This is a genomic window from Metabacillus sp. 22489 (assembly GCF_052044855.1).
Taxonomy (GTDB): Bacteria; Bacillota; Bacilli; order Bacillales; family Bacillaceae; genus Metabacillus; species Metabacillus niabensis.
In genome coordinates this window covers 24,735-42,262 of record NZ_JBQENT010000010.1, presented here as the reverse complement: position 1 = coordinate 42,262, position 17,528 = coordinate 24,735, and the positions used below count along the sequence as shown (strand labels likewise).

Sequence of the window (17,528 nt, the reverse complement as noted above, 5' to 3'; positions counted from 1 at the left end):
TATGGTGAACGATCAAGCAGCGCGTTTAAGAGAACGGTTAATGGCATTAAAATCTCAAGCAAAATCTATCGCAGTTGTAAGTGGTAAAGGAGGAGTTGGCAAATCAAACTTTTCGTTAAACTTCTCACTATCCTTACAAGCGTTAGGGAAAAGAGTTTTGTTATTCGATTTGGATATTGGAATGGGTAATATCGATATTTTAGTAGGTGAGAGCTCTCCCTATTCAATTGTTGATTACTTTGAAAAGCAATTATCTCTCATTGATATTATAAAAAATGACCCATCTGGACTTGATTATATTTCAGGGGGAACTGGCTTGGGGACCATTTTCAAGCTCGATGACGGAAAATTTGAACGATTTACAAGTGAATTAGAGCTGTTATTTAAAGCATATGATTTTGTTATTTTTGATATGGGCGCCGGAATTTCTGAGGATAGCATACAATTTATTCTCGCTGTTGATGAAATTATTGTCATTACAACACCAGAACCAACAGCGATAACAGATGCGTATGCTGCAATGAAATATATTACTCTAAAGGATTCAACGATTCCATTTACACTTGTGATTAATCGAGTATTCAATCAAAAGGTTGGCGAAACAACCTTTAAGAGGTTAGCGAACGCGATGACTAGTTTCATGCAGAGAGAAATAACTTTACTTGGTATGATTCCGGATGATTCTACGATAATGAAAGCTGTTATTAATCAAAAACCATTTGTGCAGTTTCAACCAAATTGCCCTGCCAGTAAAGCGATTGCAACTCTTTCAAATGAATTTTTGATGAGAACGAGTTCCTTAGATTCAGCTGTTTATCAAAAAACACCTTTTATAGCGAAATTAAAAAATTTCTTCATGAAAGGTAGGTAAAATGATGAAAAAAATACGAGTGTTGATAGTAGATGATTCTGCTTTCATGAGGAAACTTATTACAGACTTTCTTCAAGAGGAAGAAAGTATTGAGGTTATCGGTACAGCAAGAAATGGGCAAGATGGATTAAAAAAAATTGAATTGCTAAACCCAGATGTTGTGACGATGGATGTCGAAATGCCTATTATGAATGGACTAGAGGCATTAAAGGAAATTATGCGAAAATATCCAAGGCCTGTCATTATGTTATCAAGCACAACGAAAGAAGGAACCGATAATACAATTAAATCGTTACAATATGGTGCATTTGATTTTATTGCAAAGCCTTCTGGTGCAATTTCTTTAGACTTATTTAAGATAAAGGAACAACTGAAAGAAAAAGTAAAGTTAGCAGTAACAGCTAACTTCAAAAATAAACAAATTCTAGTAAGAAATGAAAAAAATATCCCCCACCAAATTAAAGAGTATAGTAAAATAGACACATACAGTGAGAAAAGTACTACTTACTCTGAGGAAAAAAGACTAAAAGATAAAATTGTTTGTATCGGAACATCAACTGGAGGCCCTAGAGCCTTACAACATGTGTTACCGAAGTTACCTAAAGATATTGATGCACCTATTTTCATCGTACAGCATATGCCTCCAGGATTTACGAATTCCTTAGCAAATCGTTTAAATTCGATGTCTTTGATTACTGTTAAAGAAGCTGAAAATGGCGAAATTGTTAAAAAAGGAACAGCATATATTGCACCCGGTGGTTCTCATATGCACGTCATTCAAACAGGTACTTCACTAGTCATTAAAGTTGATAAATCGGAAATAAGAAATGGACATAGACCTTCAGTTGATGTGATGTTTGAATCAATTAGTCAGTTAAAGAATTACTATAAAGTTGCAGTAATTATGACAGGCATGGGATCTGATGGAACGGAAGGATTAAAACGGTTGAAAACGACTGGAATTGTTGATGCAATTTCGGAATCAGAACAAACTGCTGTTGTTTATGGTATGCCTAAATCAGCATATGCTACCCAACTTGTTGACAAAGTTGAACATGTAGAAGATATTGCAGCTTCAATCATGAATTTTATAAAAAAATAGGGGTGTCACCTTATGGAATTGAATCAATACTTAGAGGTTTTTATTGAAGAAAGCAAAGAGCATCTACAGGCTTGTAACGAAAAATTATTAGAACTAGAAAAAAATCCTAATGATTTATCGATTGTAAATGAAATTTTTCGTTCTGCCCATACATTAAAAGGTATGAGCGCAACGATGGGATATGAGGATTTGGCAAATTTAACACATCAAATGGAAAATGTGTTAGATGCTATTCGAAATGAAAAATTAACTGTTACTTCTGCAGTTTTTGATGCGGTTTTTGCTGCTGTTGATGATTTAGAGGAAATGGTCTTTTCAATTGCTGAGGGTGGAGATGGAAAGAAGGATGTTTCAGCAGTTTTAACGATGCTTAAAAATATTGAAAATGGTGGCAGTGATCTTGATGCTAGTAAACTAGCAGAAAATCAAGTTGCTGCAACACTAGAATCTCCTTCACAGGCAAAACAAGAATACGATGACTTTGAGTTTACTGTTATTCAACAGTCAAAGGAGCAGGGGTTTACTGCTTACGAGTTAACGATCAATTTGCGTGAAGATTGTTTATTAAAGGCTGCAAGGGTTTTTATGGTTTTTGAAATACTTGAGCAGCTTGGGGAAGTTATTAAATCAGTTCCATCTGTTGACATGCTGGAAGAAGAAAAGTTTGATTCACAATTTTCTGTCGCAATCGTATCAAAGGAGTCTGCTGAGGACATTAAATTAAAAGTGATGAAGGTTTCAGAAATTGACAATGTAAGTATAACGACCATTGAGCCTGAAACTATGATGAATCAAAACGTTAAGGATGAAGCTGCTACAGCTACACCTAAGAAAGAAGAAATTGCTAAAGAGGAAAAGGCAGAGAAGAAATCCGTATCAAAGCAAGTAACGACGACGAGTTCAAAAACAATACGTGTAAATATCGAACGTTTAGACATTTTAATGAATTTATTTGAAGAATTGGTTATTGATCGAGGTAGACTTGAGCAAATTTCAAAGGATTTAAATAATAGTGAATTAGATGAAACAGTTGAAAGAATGTCAAGGATATCAGGTGACTTGCAAAATATAATCTTGAATATGCGAATGGTCCCTGTTGAAACAGTGTTTAATCGTTTCCCAAGAATGATTCGTCAGCTTGCAAAAGATTTAAATAAACAAATTAATTTAGAAATAATTGGTGCTGAAACGGAATTAGATCGAACTGTAATTGATGAAATAGGTGATCCGTTAGTACATTTACTACGCAATGCAATTGATCACGGTATTGAAATGCCAGAGGAGCGTTTGAAAAAAGGAAAGCCTGAAGTTGGAAATGTTGTCTTAAGAGCTTACCATAGCGGAAATCACGTATTCATTGAAATTGAAGATGATGGTGCTGGAATTAACCGTGAGCGTGTTCTTGCAAAGGCGATTGATCGGGGAGTAGTGACAGAGCAAATTGCAGCAACATTAACAGATAATCAAGTGTATGAATTAATTTTCTCATCAGGTTTTTCTACTGCTGATAAAATTTCAGATATTTCTGGTCGCGGCGTAGGATTAGATGTTGTGAAAAGTACGATTGAATCACTTGGTGGTACTGTTTCAATTGATGCTGAAGAAGGGAAAGGCTCATTATTCTCAATACAGCTGCCACTTACACTTTCTATTATTTCTGTCATGCTTGTGGAATTACAAAATGAAAAATATGCCATTCCTTTATCATCGATTATTGAAACGGCTGTTATTAAAAAAGAGGAAATCCTTCAAGCGCATAATCAAAAGGTCATAGATTTTCGCGGAAAAATTGTTCCTTTAGTTTATTTAACTGAAATTTTTGAGGTTCCAGTTAAAAATAATAATGATGACTTTGTATCGATTATTATCGTTCGTAAAGGTGAAAAAATGGCTGCATTAGTGGTAGATTCATTTATTGGCCAACAAGAGATCGTACTTAAATCACTTGGGAATTACTTAGATTCTGTTTTTGCTATTTCAGGTGCAACGATTTTAGGTGATGGACAAGTAGCACTTATTGTTGACTGTAATTCTTTAATTAAATAATTCTAGTTAATTGAAATTGAAAGATATATGTTGCTATTTTTTGACGATTAATTTTAAGAAGGTGGTCTACAAATGAGTGAAATTTTATCAGGGGATCTTAAAGTCATTGTATTTCAACTACAAGAAGAGGAATACGGGATTCCTGTGCAACAAGTTCAATCAATTGAAAAAGTCGAACATATTACACGAGTACCGAGGACAGCTCCTTATATAAAAGGTGTAATTAACTTAAGAGGGGTTGTGACACCTGTCATTGATTTACGCAAACGTTTTGGGTTAGAGGAGATTGAAAATTCCGAAAGCTCAAGAATGATTATTGTATCAAAGGATGATATTGATGTCGGCTTTATCGTTGATGCAGCTAATGATGTTCTTGATATTCAGGAAGATATGATTGAACCTCCACCTGAAGTTGTTGGGGCAATTGAAATTGATTATATCAAAGGTGTAGCAAAACTTGATAAAAGATTAATAGTTATGCTTGATTTAGACGAAATATTAAATATGAATCAAAATCGTTCTTTACTCAATGTGTAGGTGAATGAGTAATGGACTATATAAGTAGTATATCGTCAAAGCAATTAGATGTTTTGAAAGAGGTAGGCAATATAGGTGCAGGCCATTCTGCGACTGCTCTCTCTAAATTATTAAATAAAAAGATTGATATGAATGTGCCTAATGTAAAAGTTGTATCGTTTAATGAATTAATGGAGTGGGTAGGAGGGCCAGAAGTAGTAATTGCAAGCGTGTTTCTGCGCATAGAAGGAGACATTCCTGGCTCATTGTTTTTTGTCTTAAGTATTGAACAAGCGGAACATTTTATTAAGCAATTAATTTCTGATGATGAATTTACCTTTCAGTCAAAGTATGATGAGCTTGGTTTATCTGCATTTCAAGAGCTTGGTAATATTTTAACAGGCTCCTATCTATCTGCTTTATCTGATTTAACAGAACTATCGATATTTCCTTCAGTACCTGCTCTTTCTATCGATATGTTTGGAGCAGTCATAAGCTATGGGTTAATTGAATTATCACGAGTAAGTGATTATGCAATTGTCATTGATACAATTATTAAAGAGCAAGATATTCATTCGGAAGCCGATATAGTAAAAGGTCATTTCTTCCTCCTTCCTGATCCTGATTCATTTAAAACGCTCTTTTCAGCTTTAGGTGTTCATGATGATGTGTGAATCTATCGAACTAGTTAAAGTAGGGATAGCGGATTTAAATATTGTAAAAGCACCTAATCTAATAAGAACTTCTGGTTTAGGATCGTGTGTAGGCTTAATATTATTTGATAAGTCAAATGAATTAGCAGGCTTGGCACATATAATGCTACCTGACTCAGTCTTAGCAAACAAAGCGAATGTCAACATTGCTAAATACGCGGATACTGCCATACCAGAGTTAATAAGCAGATTAATTAAAGCAGGAGCAAGAGAGAGGAATTTACAGGCAAAAATGGCTGGTGGGGCACAAATGTTTCAATTCCAAACATCCAGTGATTTGATGAGGATTGGTCCAAGAAATGTTGAGGCAATTAAACAACAATTAAGAAAATATAATATTAGACTTATAAGTGAAGATGTTGGCGGAAATAGTGGAAGAACGATTGAATTTAATCCGAAATCATGTGAATTAATGATAAGAACAGTTAATCAGGGTACGAAATTAATATAAACATTTAATAGTTTTATCATTCTTTTATTTTATAGAGGATTTAGTAGGAATACGTTCATAATTGTTAGTTAGGGGGATCATATCAGTGCAAGCTACAATGACTGAAGAACAAGTGATATGGCAAAAATGGATTAATTTACGTGATACACATGCAGGTAATGTTCTTATCAAAAAATACATGCCCCTTGTTTCTTATCATGTACAACGTATTTCTGTTGGTTTACCTAAAAGTGTAAGCAAAGATGATTTAATGAGTCTTGGCCTATTTGGTTTATATGATGCGTTGGAGAAGTTTGATCCAAATCGTGATTTAAAATTTGATACGTATGCATCATTCAGGGTGAGGGGGGCAATTATTGATGGACTTAGAAAAGAAGATTGGTTACCCCGAAGCTCAAGAGAAAAGGCGAAAAAAGTAGAAGCCACAATTGATAAATTAGAACAAAAGCATTTAAGAAATGTATCTTCAAAAGAAATTGCAAATGAATTAGGACTTACTGAAGGTGAAGTTGTAAGTGTGATGAATGAAGGTTTTTTTGCTAACGTCCTTTCAATCGATGAGCATTTGTTTGATCAAGAAGATGGAGATGGTGTTGGGTTTACGATAAAAGATGAGAATCAGCAAACACCAGAAGAAAAAATGATAAAAGAGGAGCTAATTGCTCAGTTATCTGAGGTCATTACGCAGTTAAGTGAAAAGGAGCAGCTAGTTATTAGCTTTTTTTATAAAGAGGAATTAACCTTGACTGAAATCGGACAAGTGATGAATTTATCAACCTCTAGAATATCGCAAATTCATTCAAAGGCATTATTTAAGTTAAGAAAAATTCTTGAAAATGTCATTCATTAAATAATTTAATAACCATCATCCTTTGCGCCTATCATATGGCGCTTAATTTTTTTATGATTAGTTGCTTGAGATTTTTATTTCTATTAATCTAAGTTTAGTTCCGTTGTTTTTTGAAGCTCTATCGACTAGTAGTGATTAAAAAAGTTTCTTCTTGATCTTTGGAGGGGATTGGCATATCAGCTCAGAATTTCCTTCTCGCTATATACAAATTCTATATAAAGAGCCTTTTTAAAAAAATTATGGTTTATACTAATAGATGGAAACATTTGTAGACGTTGCGGCGAAGCTTTCAAAAGGAGTGAACACTCTTGAGTTTGAAAAATATTGAAATGCAAATTGCTCTTCCACGTACACACGATGCTGGAAAAATTCAAGAACAGTTAAACCAAAGAAGTCAGCTTATTCATGATCAATTAGCACATACGATAAATAAAGAAACTGACATAAAAAGATCAAAGGTACCAGAAAATAGTAGTAGTGCTAAATTGAAATTAAAAAGAGATAATAAAAATCAACAAGAACACCAACAGCAGGAAAAGAAAGAAAAGAATGAAAAACAATCTGAAATTGAAAGCCATCCATATAAAGGGAAAACGATTGATTTCTTCGGGTAAGAGAGGTTGTCTATGAATACATTTCTACTATTAATTAGTCTACTATTACATATCGTTGCGTTTTATTTTATTGTTGTCCTATATACGAAATATGCAACGATAAAAAAACTTGCAGATTCACAGAGCTCATTATTGGAAGAAGCAGAAAACTCGATGACTAGCTTTTTAATTGAAATGAAAGATGAAAATGAACGACTAATCAACGAGTTGACGAAAGCTACTAGAGATAACGTACCTGATACTGAGAAAAATGACTCACAATTAGAAAATCACTTAAAGTTGGATAGTGGTTTAAAAATGCAATTAGAGAAGAATGATGGTGCTTCAAATGATGAGCTACCAGATTATATGAATGAAATTGATGAAATTGAGGATGTCATCGAAATCAATCATCCTAAGCAAAAAGAAGATCTACCATTTGAAGTAGAAGCGATAAATCTTTATAAAAATGGTTATACTGTCGAACAGATTGCAAAAAAATTAAACAAAGGGAAAACTGAAATCGAATTATTAGTGAAGTTTCGACAATCTCGGTAAGGGAAAAACATAGTAACTATATTATCTAGAGTTGAATTCTCAATTATTTAAAAGCAAATCGAAAGAAGTTTAACTTTAACCTTGATTGTCGTATTTTGATATGGTATATTATTTTTTGGTGTTAATACACACGTTTATAGATTTAATCATTGGTGCTGTTTTTACAGTTATGGTTAAAGATGATATAAGCGGAGGAGAATAAAACCATTAGGAGGAAATACACATGTCAGTTATTTCAATGAAGCAATTGCTTGAAGCAGGTGTTCACTTCGGTCATCAAACACGCCGTTGGAACCCAAAAATGAAACGTTACATCTTTACTGAGCGTAACGGAATTTATATTATCGACCTTCAAAAGACTGTAAAAAAGGTTGAAGAAGCATACAAGTTTGTTAAAGAACTTGGAGCTGAAGGTGGTACTATTCTTTTCGTTGGTACGAAAAAACAAGCGCAAGATTCAGTGAAGGAAGAAGCTGAACGTTCAGGAATGTACTACGTAAACCAACGTTGGTTAGGTGGTACATTAACTAACTTTGAAACAATCCAAAAGCGTATTAAACGTTTAAAAGATATTCAAAGAATGCAAGAAGATGGTACTTTTGAAGTTCTTCCTAAAAAAGAAGTTGTTCAACTTAAAAAAGAGCTTGAGCGTCTTGAAAAATTCCTAGGCGGAATTAAAGACATGAAGCAATTACCAGATGCATTATTTATTATCGATCCTCGTAAAGAGCGTATCGCTGTTGCAGAAGCACGTAAATTAAATATCCCAATCGTTGGTATCGTTGATACAAACTGTGATCCGGATGAAATTGATTACGTAATTCCTGCAAATGATGATGCTATTCGCGCTGTTAAGCTTCTAACTGCAAAAATTGCAGATGCAATTTTAGAATCTAAACAAGGTGAAGAAACAACACCTGCTTAATGTGCAAAAGGTGATAAGGGGAATTGGCCTTTTATCACCTTTTTTTAAGCATATTACATACAGAATAAAGGCAGCTATGTAAAATGGTTATTAAATTGCATAAGACAGTTAATAATAGAAGGGTTTTTCCTTAAATTATTAAGTATCTTATGAATGGACCATCAAGCTCCTTGATGAACACCGAACATTTTAGTAAAAACAATCATTATATTAATTGACCTTAAGGAGGAATACCGTTATGGCAGTAACTGCACAAATGGTAAAAGAACTACGTGAAAAAACTGGCGCTGGAATGATGGATTGTAAAAAAGCGTTAACTGAAACAAACGGAGATATGGACAAAGCGATTGATTACCTACGTGAAAAAGGTATTGCAAAGGCAGCGAAAAAGGCAGACCGTATTGCTGCTGAAGGTTCAACTTTAGTTAAAGTTGAAGGAAATGAAGCTGTTATTTTAGAAGTTAACTCTGAAACTGACTTCGTTGCGAAAAACGAAGGATTCAAAGAATTAATCAATGGACTTGCAGATTTCCTACTTACTAAAAAGCCTGCTACTGTTGAAGCAGCTCTTGCTGAAACAATGGAAAATGGCTCAACTGTTGAAGACTATATTAATTCTGCAATCGCAAAAATCGGTGAGAAAATCACTCTTCGTCGTTTTACAGTTGTAACTAAATCTGATAATGATGCGTTCGGTGCTTATTTACATATGGGTGGACGAATCGGTGTTCTTACATTATTAGAAGGAACTACAGAAGAAGATGCTGCAAAAGATGTTGCAATGCATGTTGCTGCTGTAAATCCAAAGTATATTTCACGTGACCAAGTTTCTGCTGAAGAAGCTGAACATGAGCGTAAAATTTTAACAGAACAAGCATTAAACGAAGGTAAACCAGAAAATATTGTAGCGAAAATGGTTGAAGGACGTTTAGGCAAATATTTTGAGGATATTTGTTTATTGGATCAAAGCTTCGTTAAAAATCCAGACCAAAAAGTTAAGCAATTTGTTGAATCTAAAGGTGCAACTGTTAAAACATTTATCCGCTATGAAGTTGGAGAAGGTATTGAAAAGAAACAAGATAACTTTGCTGAAGAAGTTATGAGTCAAGTGAAAAAATAATTACTCCTATAAAAAATAGGAGTGGATTAAGGATCTGCTTCTATTATAATTGACTTAAAATGGAAAAGGGAACACTTGTTGTGTTCCCTTCTTTAAAAGGTAAGATATTTCAAGCATAGGTTCAAGAAACTGTTTAGCTACATTCTGTTTATAAACGAAGATGTAGACTTGTTCCTATTATGATTTTCACCATTTAATATGGGTGAATTGTATGGAAACTGAGTTGGAGGTAGTTATGAGTAATCCTAAATATCAACGTATTGTATTAAAACTAAGTGGAGAAGCACTTGCAGGTGATAATGGCTTCGGAATTAATCCAACGGTTATCCAATCAATTGCTAAACAAGTGAAGGAAATTGCTGAGCTTGGTGTTGAGGTAGCAGTTGTTGTTGGTGGAGGTAATATTTGGCGAGGGAAAATAGGTAGTGAAATGGGTATGGACCGTGCTACAGCTGACTATATGGGGATGCTAGCAACTGTAATGAATTCTCTTGCTTTACAGGATAGCTTAGAAACTCAAGGGATTCAAACACGTGTACAAACTTCGATTGAAATGAGACAGGTAGCTGAACCTTACATAAGAAGAAAAGCAATTCGTCATCTTGAGAAAAAACGTGTCGTCATTTTTGCTGCAGGTACTGGAAATCCTTACTTTTCAACTGATACAACTGCTGCATTACGAGCAGCAGAAATTGAAGCAGATGTTATTTTAATGGCTAAAAATAATGTTGATGGTGTTTATAGCGCTGACCCACGTATCGATAAGGATGCAGTTAAATATGAAACATTATCTTATTTAGATGTTCTTAAAGAAGGTTTAGCTGTTATGGATTCAACGGCTTCCTCTTTATGTATGGATAATGATATACCTTTAATTGTTTTCTCGATTATGGAAGAAGGTAACATTAAACGTGCTGTAACAGGCGAAAATATTGGAACAATCGTTAGGGGGAAATAACCTTGGCTAAACAAGTACTTAATCAAACAAAAGAAAAAATGGAAAAAGCGGTTTCTGCACTTAGTCGTGAATTAGCTTCAGTTCGTGCAGGGAGAGCTAGTGCAAATTTATTAGATAAAATTTCAGTTGATTATTATGGTGCACCTACACCGGTAAATCAATTGGCATCAATTAGCGTTCCTGAAGCAAGAATGCTTGTTATTCAACCTTATGATAAAACTGTTTTAGGTGAAATTGAGAAAGCTATTTTAAAATCAGATTTAGGCTTAACACCTGCAAATGATGGTTCTATTATTCGTTTATCGATTCCTGCACTTACAGAGGAACGCCGTAAAGATTTAGTTAAGCTCGTAAAAAAATATGCTGAGGAAGCAAAAGTAGCGATCCGAAATATTAGACGCGATGGAAACGATGAATTAAAGAAATTAGAAAAAAACGGCGAAATTACAGAAGATGAATTAAGAAGTAATACGGATAATGTTCAAAAGCTAACAGATGAGTTTATTGTAAAAATTGATAATGTTGCTAAAGATAAAGAAAAAGAGATCATGGAAGTTTAATCTTTAAAAAAGTGTACCTAAATATATCTTGGTGAGCTTTGCTAATTCGGTCTATAGGAAAAATATAGTTTCCTAATGATTAAAAAATAGGTACAATAGAATATGTGAAGACCCTCTAATGTTTACAGGGGGTTTTTTTGTTAATACTGTTAACGGGTGATGGAGGAGTCACATGATCAATTTATTTAAAAGGTGGAAAGATAATCCTCAAACCACAGATGAAGATAGAATTGAAAAAGAGGATGTTTTAAAAGGTGAAATACCTGAACATATCGCGATCATAATGGACGGTAATGGAAGATGGGCCAAGAAACGAGCTCTTCCAAGAATAGCGGGTCACCATGAAGGGATGAAGGTTGTTCGCAAAGTGACGAAACAAGCGAACGAATTAGGTGTTAAAGTACTTACCCTATATGCTTTCTCGACAGAAAATTGGAAAAGGCCAAAAACAGAGGTAGACTATATCATGAAACTACCCGAGGAATTTTTAAACACTTATTTGCCTGAACTTATTGAGGAAAATGTTCAAGTTCGAATTATCGGTGATAAACATAAATTACCACCTCATACTTTAAGAGCTGTAAATAAAGCAATAAAAGATACGGATAATAATACTGGTTTAATCTTAAACTTTGCTTTGAATTACGGGAGTCGAGCTGAAATCGTAACAGCTGTTCAACAAATCGTTCAAGATATAAAAGATGGATCGATTAACGAAAATGAGCTTGATGAATCTGTTTTTTCAAATTATTTAATGACTCAGTCATTGAAGGATCCTGACTTGTTAATCCGAACAAGTGGTGAAATTAGGCTAAGTAATTTTATGTTATGGCAGCTGGCATATTCTGAATTTTGGTTTACAGATATTTTATGGCCGGATTTTAATGAACAAAATTTACTACAAGCTATTCACACTTATCAACAAAGAGGGCGCAGATTTGGTGGCGTATAAAAGGTGATGAAATAAAGATATGAAACAACGTATACTTACTGCAGTAATAGCTGCAGCTATTTTTCTACCATTTGTTATATATGGGAGGCTACCCTTTACACTATTTGTTTATTTATTAGGGACAATTGCTTTATATGAATTATTAAAAATGAAAAAAATCTCATTAGCGAGCATTCCGGGTGTTGTCAGCTTAATTATCCTATGGGTGCTTTTACTCCCTTCAACATATTTAAAGGATTTCACATTTTCAAAAGCTGAATTTGCCTTGATTGCATTATTACTACTACTTACTTACACAGTAGTAACAAAAAACAAATTCACTTTTGATGATGTTGGCTTTCTTGCCATCGCTATTTTTTATTTAGGGATAGGCTTTTACTTTCTTATTGAAACGAGAAATTTATCTCCAGGTGGTCTAGAACTTGTTTTTTATGCATTAATATTGATATGGGTAACTGATTCTGGTGCTTATTTTGTTGGCCGTGCAATGGGGAAAAGAAAGCTATGGCCGGAAATCAGCCCTAATAAAACAGTTGAAGGTGCATTAGGCGGAGTTTTATTCGCGGTTATCTTTTCTTGGATCTATCACGCCTTCACAGGTGTTCTTGACAATTATGTAACGATTACGTTTATTACAATCTTTTTATCAATTTTTGGACAAATTGGTGATTTAGTTGAATCGGCATTGAAACGTCAATACCAAGTGAAAGACTCAGGGAAAATTCTTCCTGGACATGGTGGAATATTAGATAGATTTGACAGCTTATTATTTGTTTTACCAATTTTACATTTTCTAAGGATTCTTTTTTAATTATTGAGAATTTGAATATAAATTGCTTTTCTCGATGGTTAATCTTGCTAGTAGCATATAAAAAACAAACCTTTATTGAAGCAAAATGAAGAATCTCATCTCTAACCTTTAATTAGGTAGAAATGAGGATTGATTGGACGTGAGGAAATAATTGAAAAATATAAGTTTATTAGGTGCCACAGGTTCGATAGGCATACAAACGTTAGATGTTATTGCTTCCCATCCAAATGAATTTAAGCTCGTTTCTATGTCATTTGGTACGAACTATCAAAAAGGCATTGAGATCATTAACAAATTTCATCCTAAATTCGTTTCAGTAAAAGATAAAGCCACATATGACATATTGAAAGATACGTTTACTAAGGAAGAGATTTCATTTCATTATGGCGAAGAAGGGCTGATAGAGGCAGCGATTTATGATGGTGTTGATGTACTTGTTAATGCTGTTGTTGGAAGTGTTGGATTAATTCCGACATTAAGAGCAATTGAGAATAACATCACGATTGCACTTGCTAACAAGGAGACACTTGTAACTGCTGGTCATATTGTGACTGAGCTAGCAAAGAAACATAATGTTTCGATTTTGCCTGTAGATAGTGAGCACTCTGCAATTTTTCAATGTTTGCAAGGGGAGAACGAAAAGTCGATTGAAAGACTAATCGTTACAGCCTCAGGTGGCAGCTTTCGAGATAAAACGAGAGATGAATTAGAAGGTGTTACAGTCGAGCAAGCTTTAAATCATCCTAATTGGTCAATGGGAGCAAAAATCACAATAGATTCAGCGACAATGATGAATAAAGGACTAGAGGTAATAGAAGCTCACTGGCTTTTTAATATGCCATATGAAAAAATTGATGTACTTTTACATAAAGAAAGCATTATCCATTCTTTAGTTGAGTTCCAGGATCATAGCATCATTGCACAACTCGGAACACCTGATATGAGAGTTCCAATTCAATATGCGCTAACATATCCTAATCGATTACCATTAATGCACGGTAAACGACTTGATCTATCGGAAATCGGACAATTACATTTTGAAAAGGCAGATTTTAATAGGTTTCGTTGCTTACAATATGCATATGAATCAGGTAAAATAGGAGGTACAATGCCTACTGTATTAAACGCAGCAAATGAAGAAGCTGTTGCAGCGTTTTTAAAAGGTAAAATAAGCTTTCTGCATATTGAAAATTTGATTGAAACATCTCTTGAAAAGCATGAAAATATTGCTCTTCCTAGTTTAGAGCAAATTCAAGAAGTAGATAAGCTAACACGTAGATTTGTACAAACATTAATCTCATAAAGGTGGTCATACAAAATGAATACGGTGATAGCATTTATCCTGATCTTTGGAGCTCTAGTATTTTTCCATGAGTTAGGCCATTTAATATTTGCAAATCGAGCTGGTATTTTATGTAGAGAATTTGCAATTGGTTTTGGACCTAAAATTTTATCATTCAAGAAAAATGAAACAGTCTATACAATTCGTTTACTACCGATTGGTGGATTTGTAAGAATGGCTGGGGAAGATCCAGAAGTAATTGAGGTAAAACCAGGTCATAATGTCGGATTACTTTTTAATGATGAAAATAAGGTCGAAAAAATTATCTTAAATAATAAAGAAAAATATCCACAAGCACGGATTATTGAAGTTGAGAATGTAGATTTAGAACATAACATGTTTATTTCCGGGTATGAGCATGGTGAAGAGGACTTTCTTAAACGGTTTGATGTAAGTGAAACATCGTTCTTTATTGTTGATGGTCAAGAAGTTCAAATTGCCCCTTATAATCGCCAGTTTCAATCGAAAACTGTTGGTCAAAGAATTGCAGCTATTTTTGCAGGGCCGATGATGAACTTTATTTTAGCATTTGTCATTTTGTTTACATTAGGCTTAATTCAAGGTGCACCGGTTAATGACCCTCGATTAGGTCAGTTAACAGATGACGGTGCTGCTAAAGAAGCAGGATTACAGGAAGGAGATATTATCCACTCGATTGAAGGACAACCTACAGCAAAATGGGAAGAGGTTGTCTCAATCATTCGTGATAATCCAGAAAAAGAATTAACCTTTGAAGTTGAACGCGGAAAGGAAATTCTGTCTGTAGAGGTTGTTCCAGAGTCTGCTAAAGTAGGAGAAGAAACAATCGGGAGAATCGGTGCATATAACCCTGTTGACAAGTCATTTTTAAGTTCAATTAAGTATGGATTTGTTGAAACGTATACATGGACGAAAGAAATATTAGTCGGTTTTGGTAAGCTTATTACCGGACAATTCTCTATTGATATGTTATCAGGCCCTGTTGGTATTTATGATATGACAGACCAAGTAGCAGATTCCGGTACGATCAATTTACTTCGCTGGGCTGCATTGCTTAGTATTAACCTTGGAATCGTCAATTTATTGCCAATCCCAGCATTGGATGGCGGACGACTGTTATTCTTAATCATCGAAGGGTTAAGAGGAAAACCAATTGATCGGCAAAAAGAAGGAATTGTTCATTTTATTGGGTTTTCACTACTAATGTTGTTAATGCTTGTTGTAACATGGAATGATATTCAACGATTATTTCTATAATATCTGATTATCATTTTTAATCCCGTGGATCATCTATAATGAAAAATCCATATTATAATCAATCAGTGGAGGAACAGATATCCTCCACTGATTTAAGTCTAACAACTAAATGAAGAGTTTAAAATATAATAGAGGTGCTCGATATGAAACAAAGTATGACATTTATTCCAACTCTAAGGGAAGTTCCAGCTGATGCAGAGGTGAAAAGCCATCAGTTAATGCTGCGTGCAGGATATATAAGACAAAATACTAGTGGTGTCTACAGTTACTTGCCATTAGCGCAAAAGGTATTAAAGAAAATCGAACAAATTGTCCGTGAAGAAATGGAGAGAGCGGGAGCATCAGAGCTATTTATGCCTGCACTTCAACAATCAGAATTATGGCAAGAATCAGGTCGCTGGTATTCATATGGACCAGAACTAATGAGACTAAAGGATCGTCATGGTCGAGAATTTGCTCTAGGTGCAACTCATGAGGAAGTAATTACAAGCCTTGTTAGAGATGAAGTAAAATCATATAAGCGATTACCTCTAGCTCTTTATCAAATTCAAACAAAATTTAGAGATGAAAAACGCCCACGCTTCGGAGTTTTACGTGGCCGTGAATTTATTATGAAAGATGCTTATTCCTTTCACGATACGTTTGAAAGCTTAGATGAAGGCTATCAAAAAATGTTTGATGCATATCAAAATATTTTTTCAAGATGTGGTCTAGATTTCCGAGCGGTTATTGCGGATTCTGGTGCAATGGGCGGTAAGGATACACATGAGTTTATGGTGCTTTCTGATATCGGTGAGGACACGATCGCATATTCTGATACGTCCCAATATGCTGCTAATATCGAGATGGCGCCAGTTGTTGAAACATACGAAAAAAGCGTGGAAGAGATTTCAGATTTAGAAAAAATAGCAACACCAAATCAAAAATCAATTGAAGAAATTTCAAGTTATTTAAACGTACCGAAAGAAAAATGCATAAAATCTATTTTATTCTCTGTTGATGATCGCTTTGTATTAGTATTAGTTCGCGGTGATCATGACGTAAATGACATTAAGGTAAAGAACTTATATGGTGCTTCTGTTGTTGAATTAGCAACTGCTGAAGAAACATTAGCTAATTTACATTGTGTACATGGTTTTATTGGCCCAATTAATGTCCCTGAGAATATTGAGGTTATAGCTGATCATGCAGTTGCAGCTATTGTTAACGGCATTTGTGGAGCAAATGAGGAAGGGTATCATTATAAAGGTGTGAATGTTGAGAGAGATGCAAATATAACTCAGTTTGCTGATTTGCGTTTCATTCAAGAAGGGGACAAATCACCTGATGGAGAAGGAAGAATCAAATTTGCAAAAGGGATCGAGGTTGGTCATGTATTTAAGCTTGGTACGAGATACAGTGAGGCGATGAACGCAACCTTCCTTGATGAAAATGGGCGCACACAGCCAATGATTATGGGCTGCTATGGAATTGGTGTTTCTAGAACATTAGCAGCAATAATTGAACAAAATCATGATGAAAATGGAATCGTTTGGCCATTAACGGTTGCTCCATTCCAATTACATGTGATTCCTGTAAATGTGAAGGATGATACGCAAAAGGATTTAGCCGAAAAACTTTATAAGCAATTTTTTGACCAAGGCTATGAAGTTCTTATCGATGATCGAAAAGAGCGTGCAGGTGTTAAATTTGCCGATTCAGATTTAATTGGTATACCAATTCGTGTAACAGTTGGCAAAAAGGCTGCAGAAGGTATTGTTGAGGTAAAGGTACGTAAAACTGGTGAAGCTTTTGATGTTCCAGTAGATGAATTATCAGAAAAGATTAAGAAAATACTTGGAAACTAAAAAAGGTTACAGTAACAGACAAACCATGTTAAAATAATTTTAGAATAAACGAGAGAGGCTGACTCGAAGAAAATGGA

At 34.6% G+C, this 17,528-nt stretch carries 18 protein-coding genes; all 18 read left to right on the top strand.

What is annotated here, in order from left to right; genetic code table 11:
- Position 1 precedes the first annotated feature (1 nt).
- The 18 genes from ACTJJ9_RS08310 to ACTJJ9_RS08225 all read left to right on the top strand — a co-directional run bounded on the left by ACTJJ9_RS08310 (position 2) and on the right by ACTJJ9_RS08225 (position 17,451).
- A complete protein-coding gene (locus tag ACTJJ9_RS08310) occupies positions 2–871 on the top strand; it encodes a MinD/ParA family protein (protein ID WP_255451809.1) in 870 nt (289 codons plus the stop codon).
- 4 nt (positions 872–875) lie between these two features.
- Positions 876–1,973 (top strand): protein-glutamate methylesterase/protein-glutamine glutaminase, encoded by a 1,098-nt coding sequence (locus ACTJJ9_RS08305; protein ID WP_095298298.1) that lies wholly within the window; start codon positions 876–878, stop codon positions 1,971–1,973.
- 12 nt (positions 1,974–1,985) lie between these two features.
- Positions 1,986–4,019, top strand: coding sequence for a chemotaxis protein CheA (locus tag ACTJJ9_RS08300; RefSeq protein ID WP_145580939.1), 2,034 nt, complete (start codon positions 1,986–1,988; stop codon positions 4,017–4,019).
- Between the two features lie 72 nt (positions 4,020–4,091).
- On the top strand, positions 4,092–4,556 hold the full coding sequence (locus tag ACTJJ9_RS08295) for a chemotaxis protein CheW (RefSeq protein WP_095298194.1): 465 nt from the start codon (positions 4,092–4,094) through the stop codon (positions 4,554–4,556).
- A gap of 11 nt (positions 4,557–4,567) precedes the next feature.
- Positions 4,568–5,209, top strand: coding sequence for a chemotaxis protein CheC (locus ACTJJ9_RS08290; protein ID WP_095298192.1), 642 nt, complete (start codon positions 4,568–4,570; stop codon positions 5,207–5,209).
- A complete protein-coding gene (locus ACTJJ9_RS08285) occupies positions 5,202–5,699 on the top strand; it encodes a chemotaxis protein CheD (RefSeq protein WP_145580940.1) in 498 nt (165 codons plus the stop codon). Before ACTJJ9_RS08290 ends, ACTJJ9_RS08285 begins: the two co-directional genes overlap by 8 nt.
- An 85-nt stretch (positions 5,700–5,784) precedes the next feature.
- Entirely contained in the window at positions 5,785–6,549 is a 765-nt protein-coding gene (locus ACTJJ9_RS08280) for a FliA/WhiG family RNA polymerase sigma factor (protein WP_095298188.1), read from the top strand.
- Between the two features lie 308 nt (positions 6,550–6,857).
- On the top strand, positions 6,858–7,163 hold the full coding sequence (locus ACTJJ9_RS08275; RefSeq protein WP_145580941.1) for a hypothetical protein: 306 nt from the start codon (positions 6,858–6,860) through the stop codon (positions 7,161–7,163).
- Positions 7,164–7,175: 12 nt separating this feature from the next.
- Positions 7,176–7,700, top strand: coding sequence for a hypothetical protein (locus tag ACTJJ9_RS08270; RefSeq protein ID WP_145580942.1), 525 nt, complete (start codon positions 7,176–7,178; stop codon positions 7,698–7,700).
- Positions 7,701–7,923: 223 nt separating this feature from the next.
- Positions 7,924–8,625: a 30S ribosomal protein S2 gene (gene rpsB / locus ACTJJ9_RS08265; RefSeq protein ID WP_095298182.1), complete on the top strand. Its 702-nt coding sequence runs from the start codon at positions 7,924–7,926 to the stop codon at positions 8,623–8,625.
- A gap of 238 nt (positions 8,626–8,863) precedes the next feature.
- Positions 8,864–9,745 (top strand): translation elongation factor Ts, encoded by an 882-nt coding sequence (gene tsf, locus ACTJJ9_RS08260; RefSeq protein WP_145580943.1) that lies wholly within the window; start codon positions 8,864–8,866, stop codon positions 9,743–9,745.
- 235 nt (positions 9,746–9,980) lie between these two features.
- The gene (pyrH, locus tag ACTJJ9_RS08255; protein ID WP_095298178.1) at positions 9,981–10,703 is read left to right on the top strand and encodes a UMP kinase; all 723 of its coding nucleotides are present in this window, start codon (positions 9,981–9,983) and stop codon (positions 10,701–10,703) included.
- 2 nt (positions 10,704–10,705) lie between these two features.
- Entirely contained in the window at positions 10,706–11,263 is a 558-nt protein-coding gene (gene frr, locus ACTJJ9_RS08250; protein WP_095298177.1) for a ribosome recycling factor, read from the top strand.
- 172 nt (positions 11,264–11,435) lie between these two features.
- Positions 11,436–12,215, top strand: coding sequence for an isoprenyl transferase (locus ACTJJ9_RS08245; RefSeq protein WP_095298176.1), 780 nt, complete (start codon positions 11,436–11,438; stop codon positions 12,213–12,215).
- 19 nt (positions 12,216–12,234) lie between these two features.
- The gene (locus ACTJJ9_RS08240; RefSeq protein ID WP_095298174.1) at positions 12,235–13,026 is read left to right on the top strand and encodes a phosphatidate cytidylyltransferase; all 792 of its coding nucleotides are present in this window, start codon (positions 12,235–12,237) and stop codon (positions 13,024–13,026) included.
- 151 nt (positions 13,027–13,177) lie between these two features.
- Positions 13,178–14,329 carry a 1-deoxy-D-xylulose-5-phosphate reductoisomerase gene (gene dxr, locus ACTJJ9_RS08235; protein WP_145580944.1) on the top strand — a complete coding sequence of 384 codons (1,152 nt, stop codon included), beginning with the start codon at positions 13,178–13,180 and terminating at the stop codon, positions 14,327–14,329.
- Between the two features lie 15 nt (positions 14,330–14,344).
- A complete protein-coding gene (rseP, locus tag ACTJJ9_RS08230; RefSeq protein WP_145580945.1) occupies positions 14,345–15,604 on the top strand; it encodes an RIP metalloprotease RseP in 1,260 nt (419 codons plus the stop codon).
- Positions 15,605–15,747: 143 nt separating this feature from the next.
- Positions 15,748–17,451 (top strand): proline--tRNA ligase, encoded by a 1,704-nt coding sequence (locus tag ACTJJ9_RS08225; protein WP_145580946.1) that lies wholly within the window; start codon positions 15,748–15,750, stop codon positions 17,449–17,451.
- The last annotated feature ends 77 nt before the right edge of the window (positions 17,452–17,528 follow it).

Excerpts from the sequence above, each read along its gene's own strand:
- ACTJJ9_RS08270 (WP_145580942.1), top strand. The coding sequence starts at position 7,176 with ATGAATACATTTCTACTATTAATTAGTCTACTATTACATATCGTTGCG.
- ACTJJ9_RS08305 (WP_095298298.1), top strand. The coding sequence starts at position 876 with ATGAAAAAAATACGAGTGTTGATAGTAGATGATTCTGCTTTCATGAGG.
- tsf (WP_145580943.1), top strand. The coding sequence starts at position 8,864 with ATGGCAGTAACTGCACAAATGGTAAAAGAACTACGTGAAAAAACTGGC.
- ACTJJ9_RS08285 (WP_145580940.1), top strand. The coding sequence starts at position 5,202 with ATGTGTGAATCTATCGAACTAGTTAAAGTAGGGATAGCGGATTTAAAT.
- rpsB (WP_095298182.1), top strand. The coding sequence starts at position 7,924 with ATGTCAGTTATTTCAATGAAGCAATTGCTTGAAGCAGGTGTTCACTTC.
- ACTJJ9_RS08310 (WP_255451809.1), top strand. The coding sequence starts at position 2 with ATGGTGAACGATCAAGCAGCGCGTTTAAGAGAACGGTTAATGGCATTA.
- rseP (WP_145580945.1), top strand. The coding sequence starts at position 14,345 with ATGAATACGGTGATAGCATTTATCCTGATCTTTGGAGCTCTAGTATTT.
- ACTJJ9_RS08300 (WP_145580939.1), top strand. The coding sequence starts at position 1,986 with ATGGAATTGAATCAATACTTAGAGGTTTTTATTGAAGAAAGCAAAGAG.
- ACTJJ9_RS08290 (WP_095298192.1), top strand. The coding sequence starts at position 4,568 with ATGGACTATATAAGTAGTATATCGTCAAAGCAATTAGATGTTTTGAAA.
- pyrH (WP_095298178.1), top strand. The coding sequence starts at position 9,981 with ATGAGTAATCCTAAATATCAACGTATTGTATTAAAACTAAGTGGAGAA.
- ACTJJ9_RS08240 (WP_095298174.1), top strand. The coding sequence starts at position 12,235 with ATGAAACAACGTATACTTACTGCAGTAATAGCTGCAGCTATTTTTCTA.
- ACTJJ9_RS08225 (WP_145580946.1), top strand. The coding sequence starts at position 15,748 with ATGAAACAAAGTATGACATTTATTCCAACTCTAAGGGAAGTTCCAGCT.
- ACTJJ9_RS08295 (WP_095298194.1), top strand. The coding sequence starts at position 4,092 with ATGAGTGAAATTTTATCAGGGGATCTTAAAGTCATTGTATTTCAACTA.
- ACTJJ9_RS08245 (WP_095298176.1), top strand. The coding sequence starts at position 11,436 with ATGATCAATTTATTTAAAAGGTGGAAAGATAATCCTCAAACCACAGAT.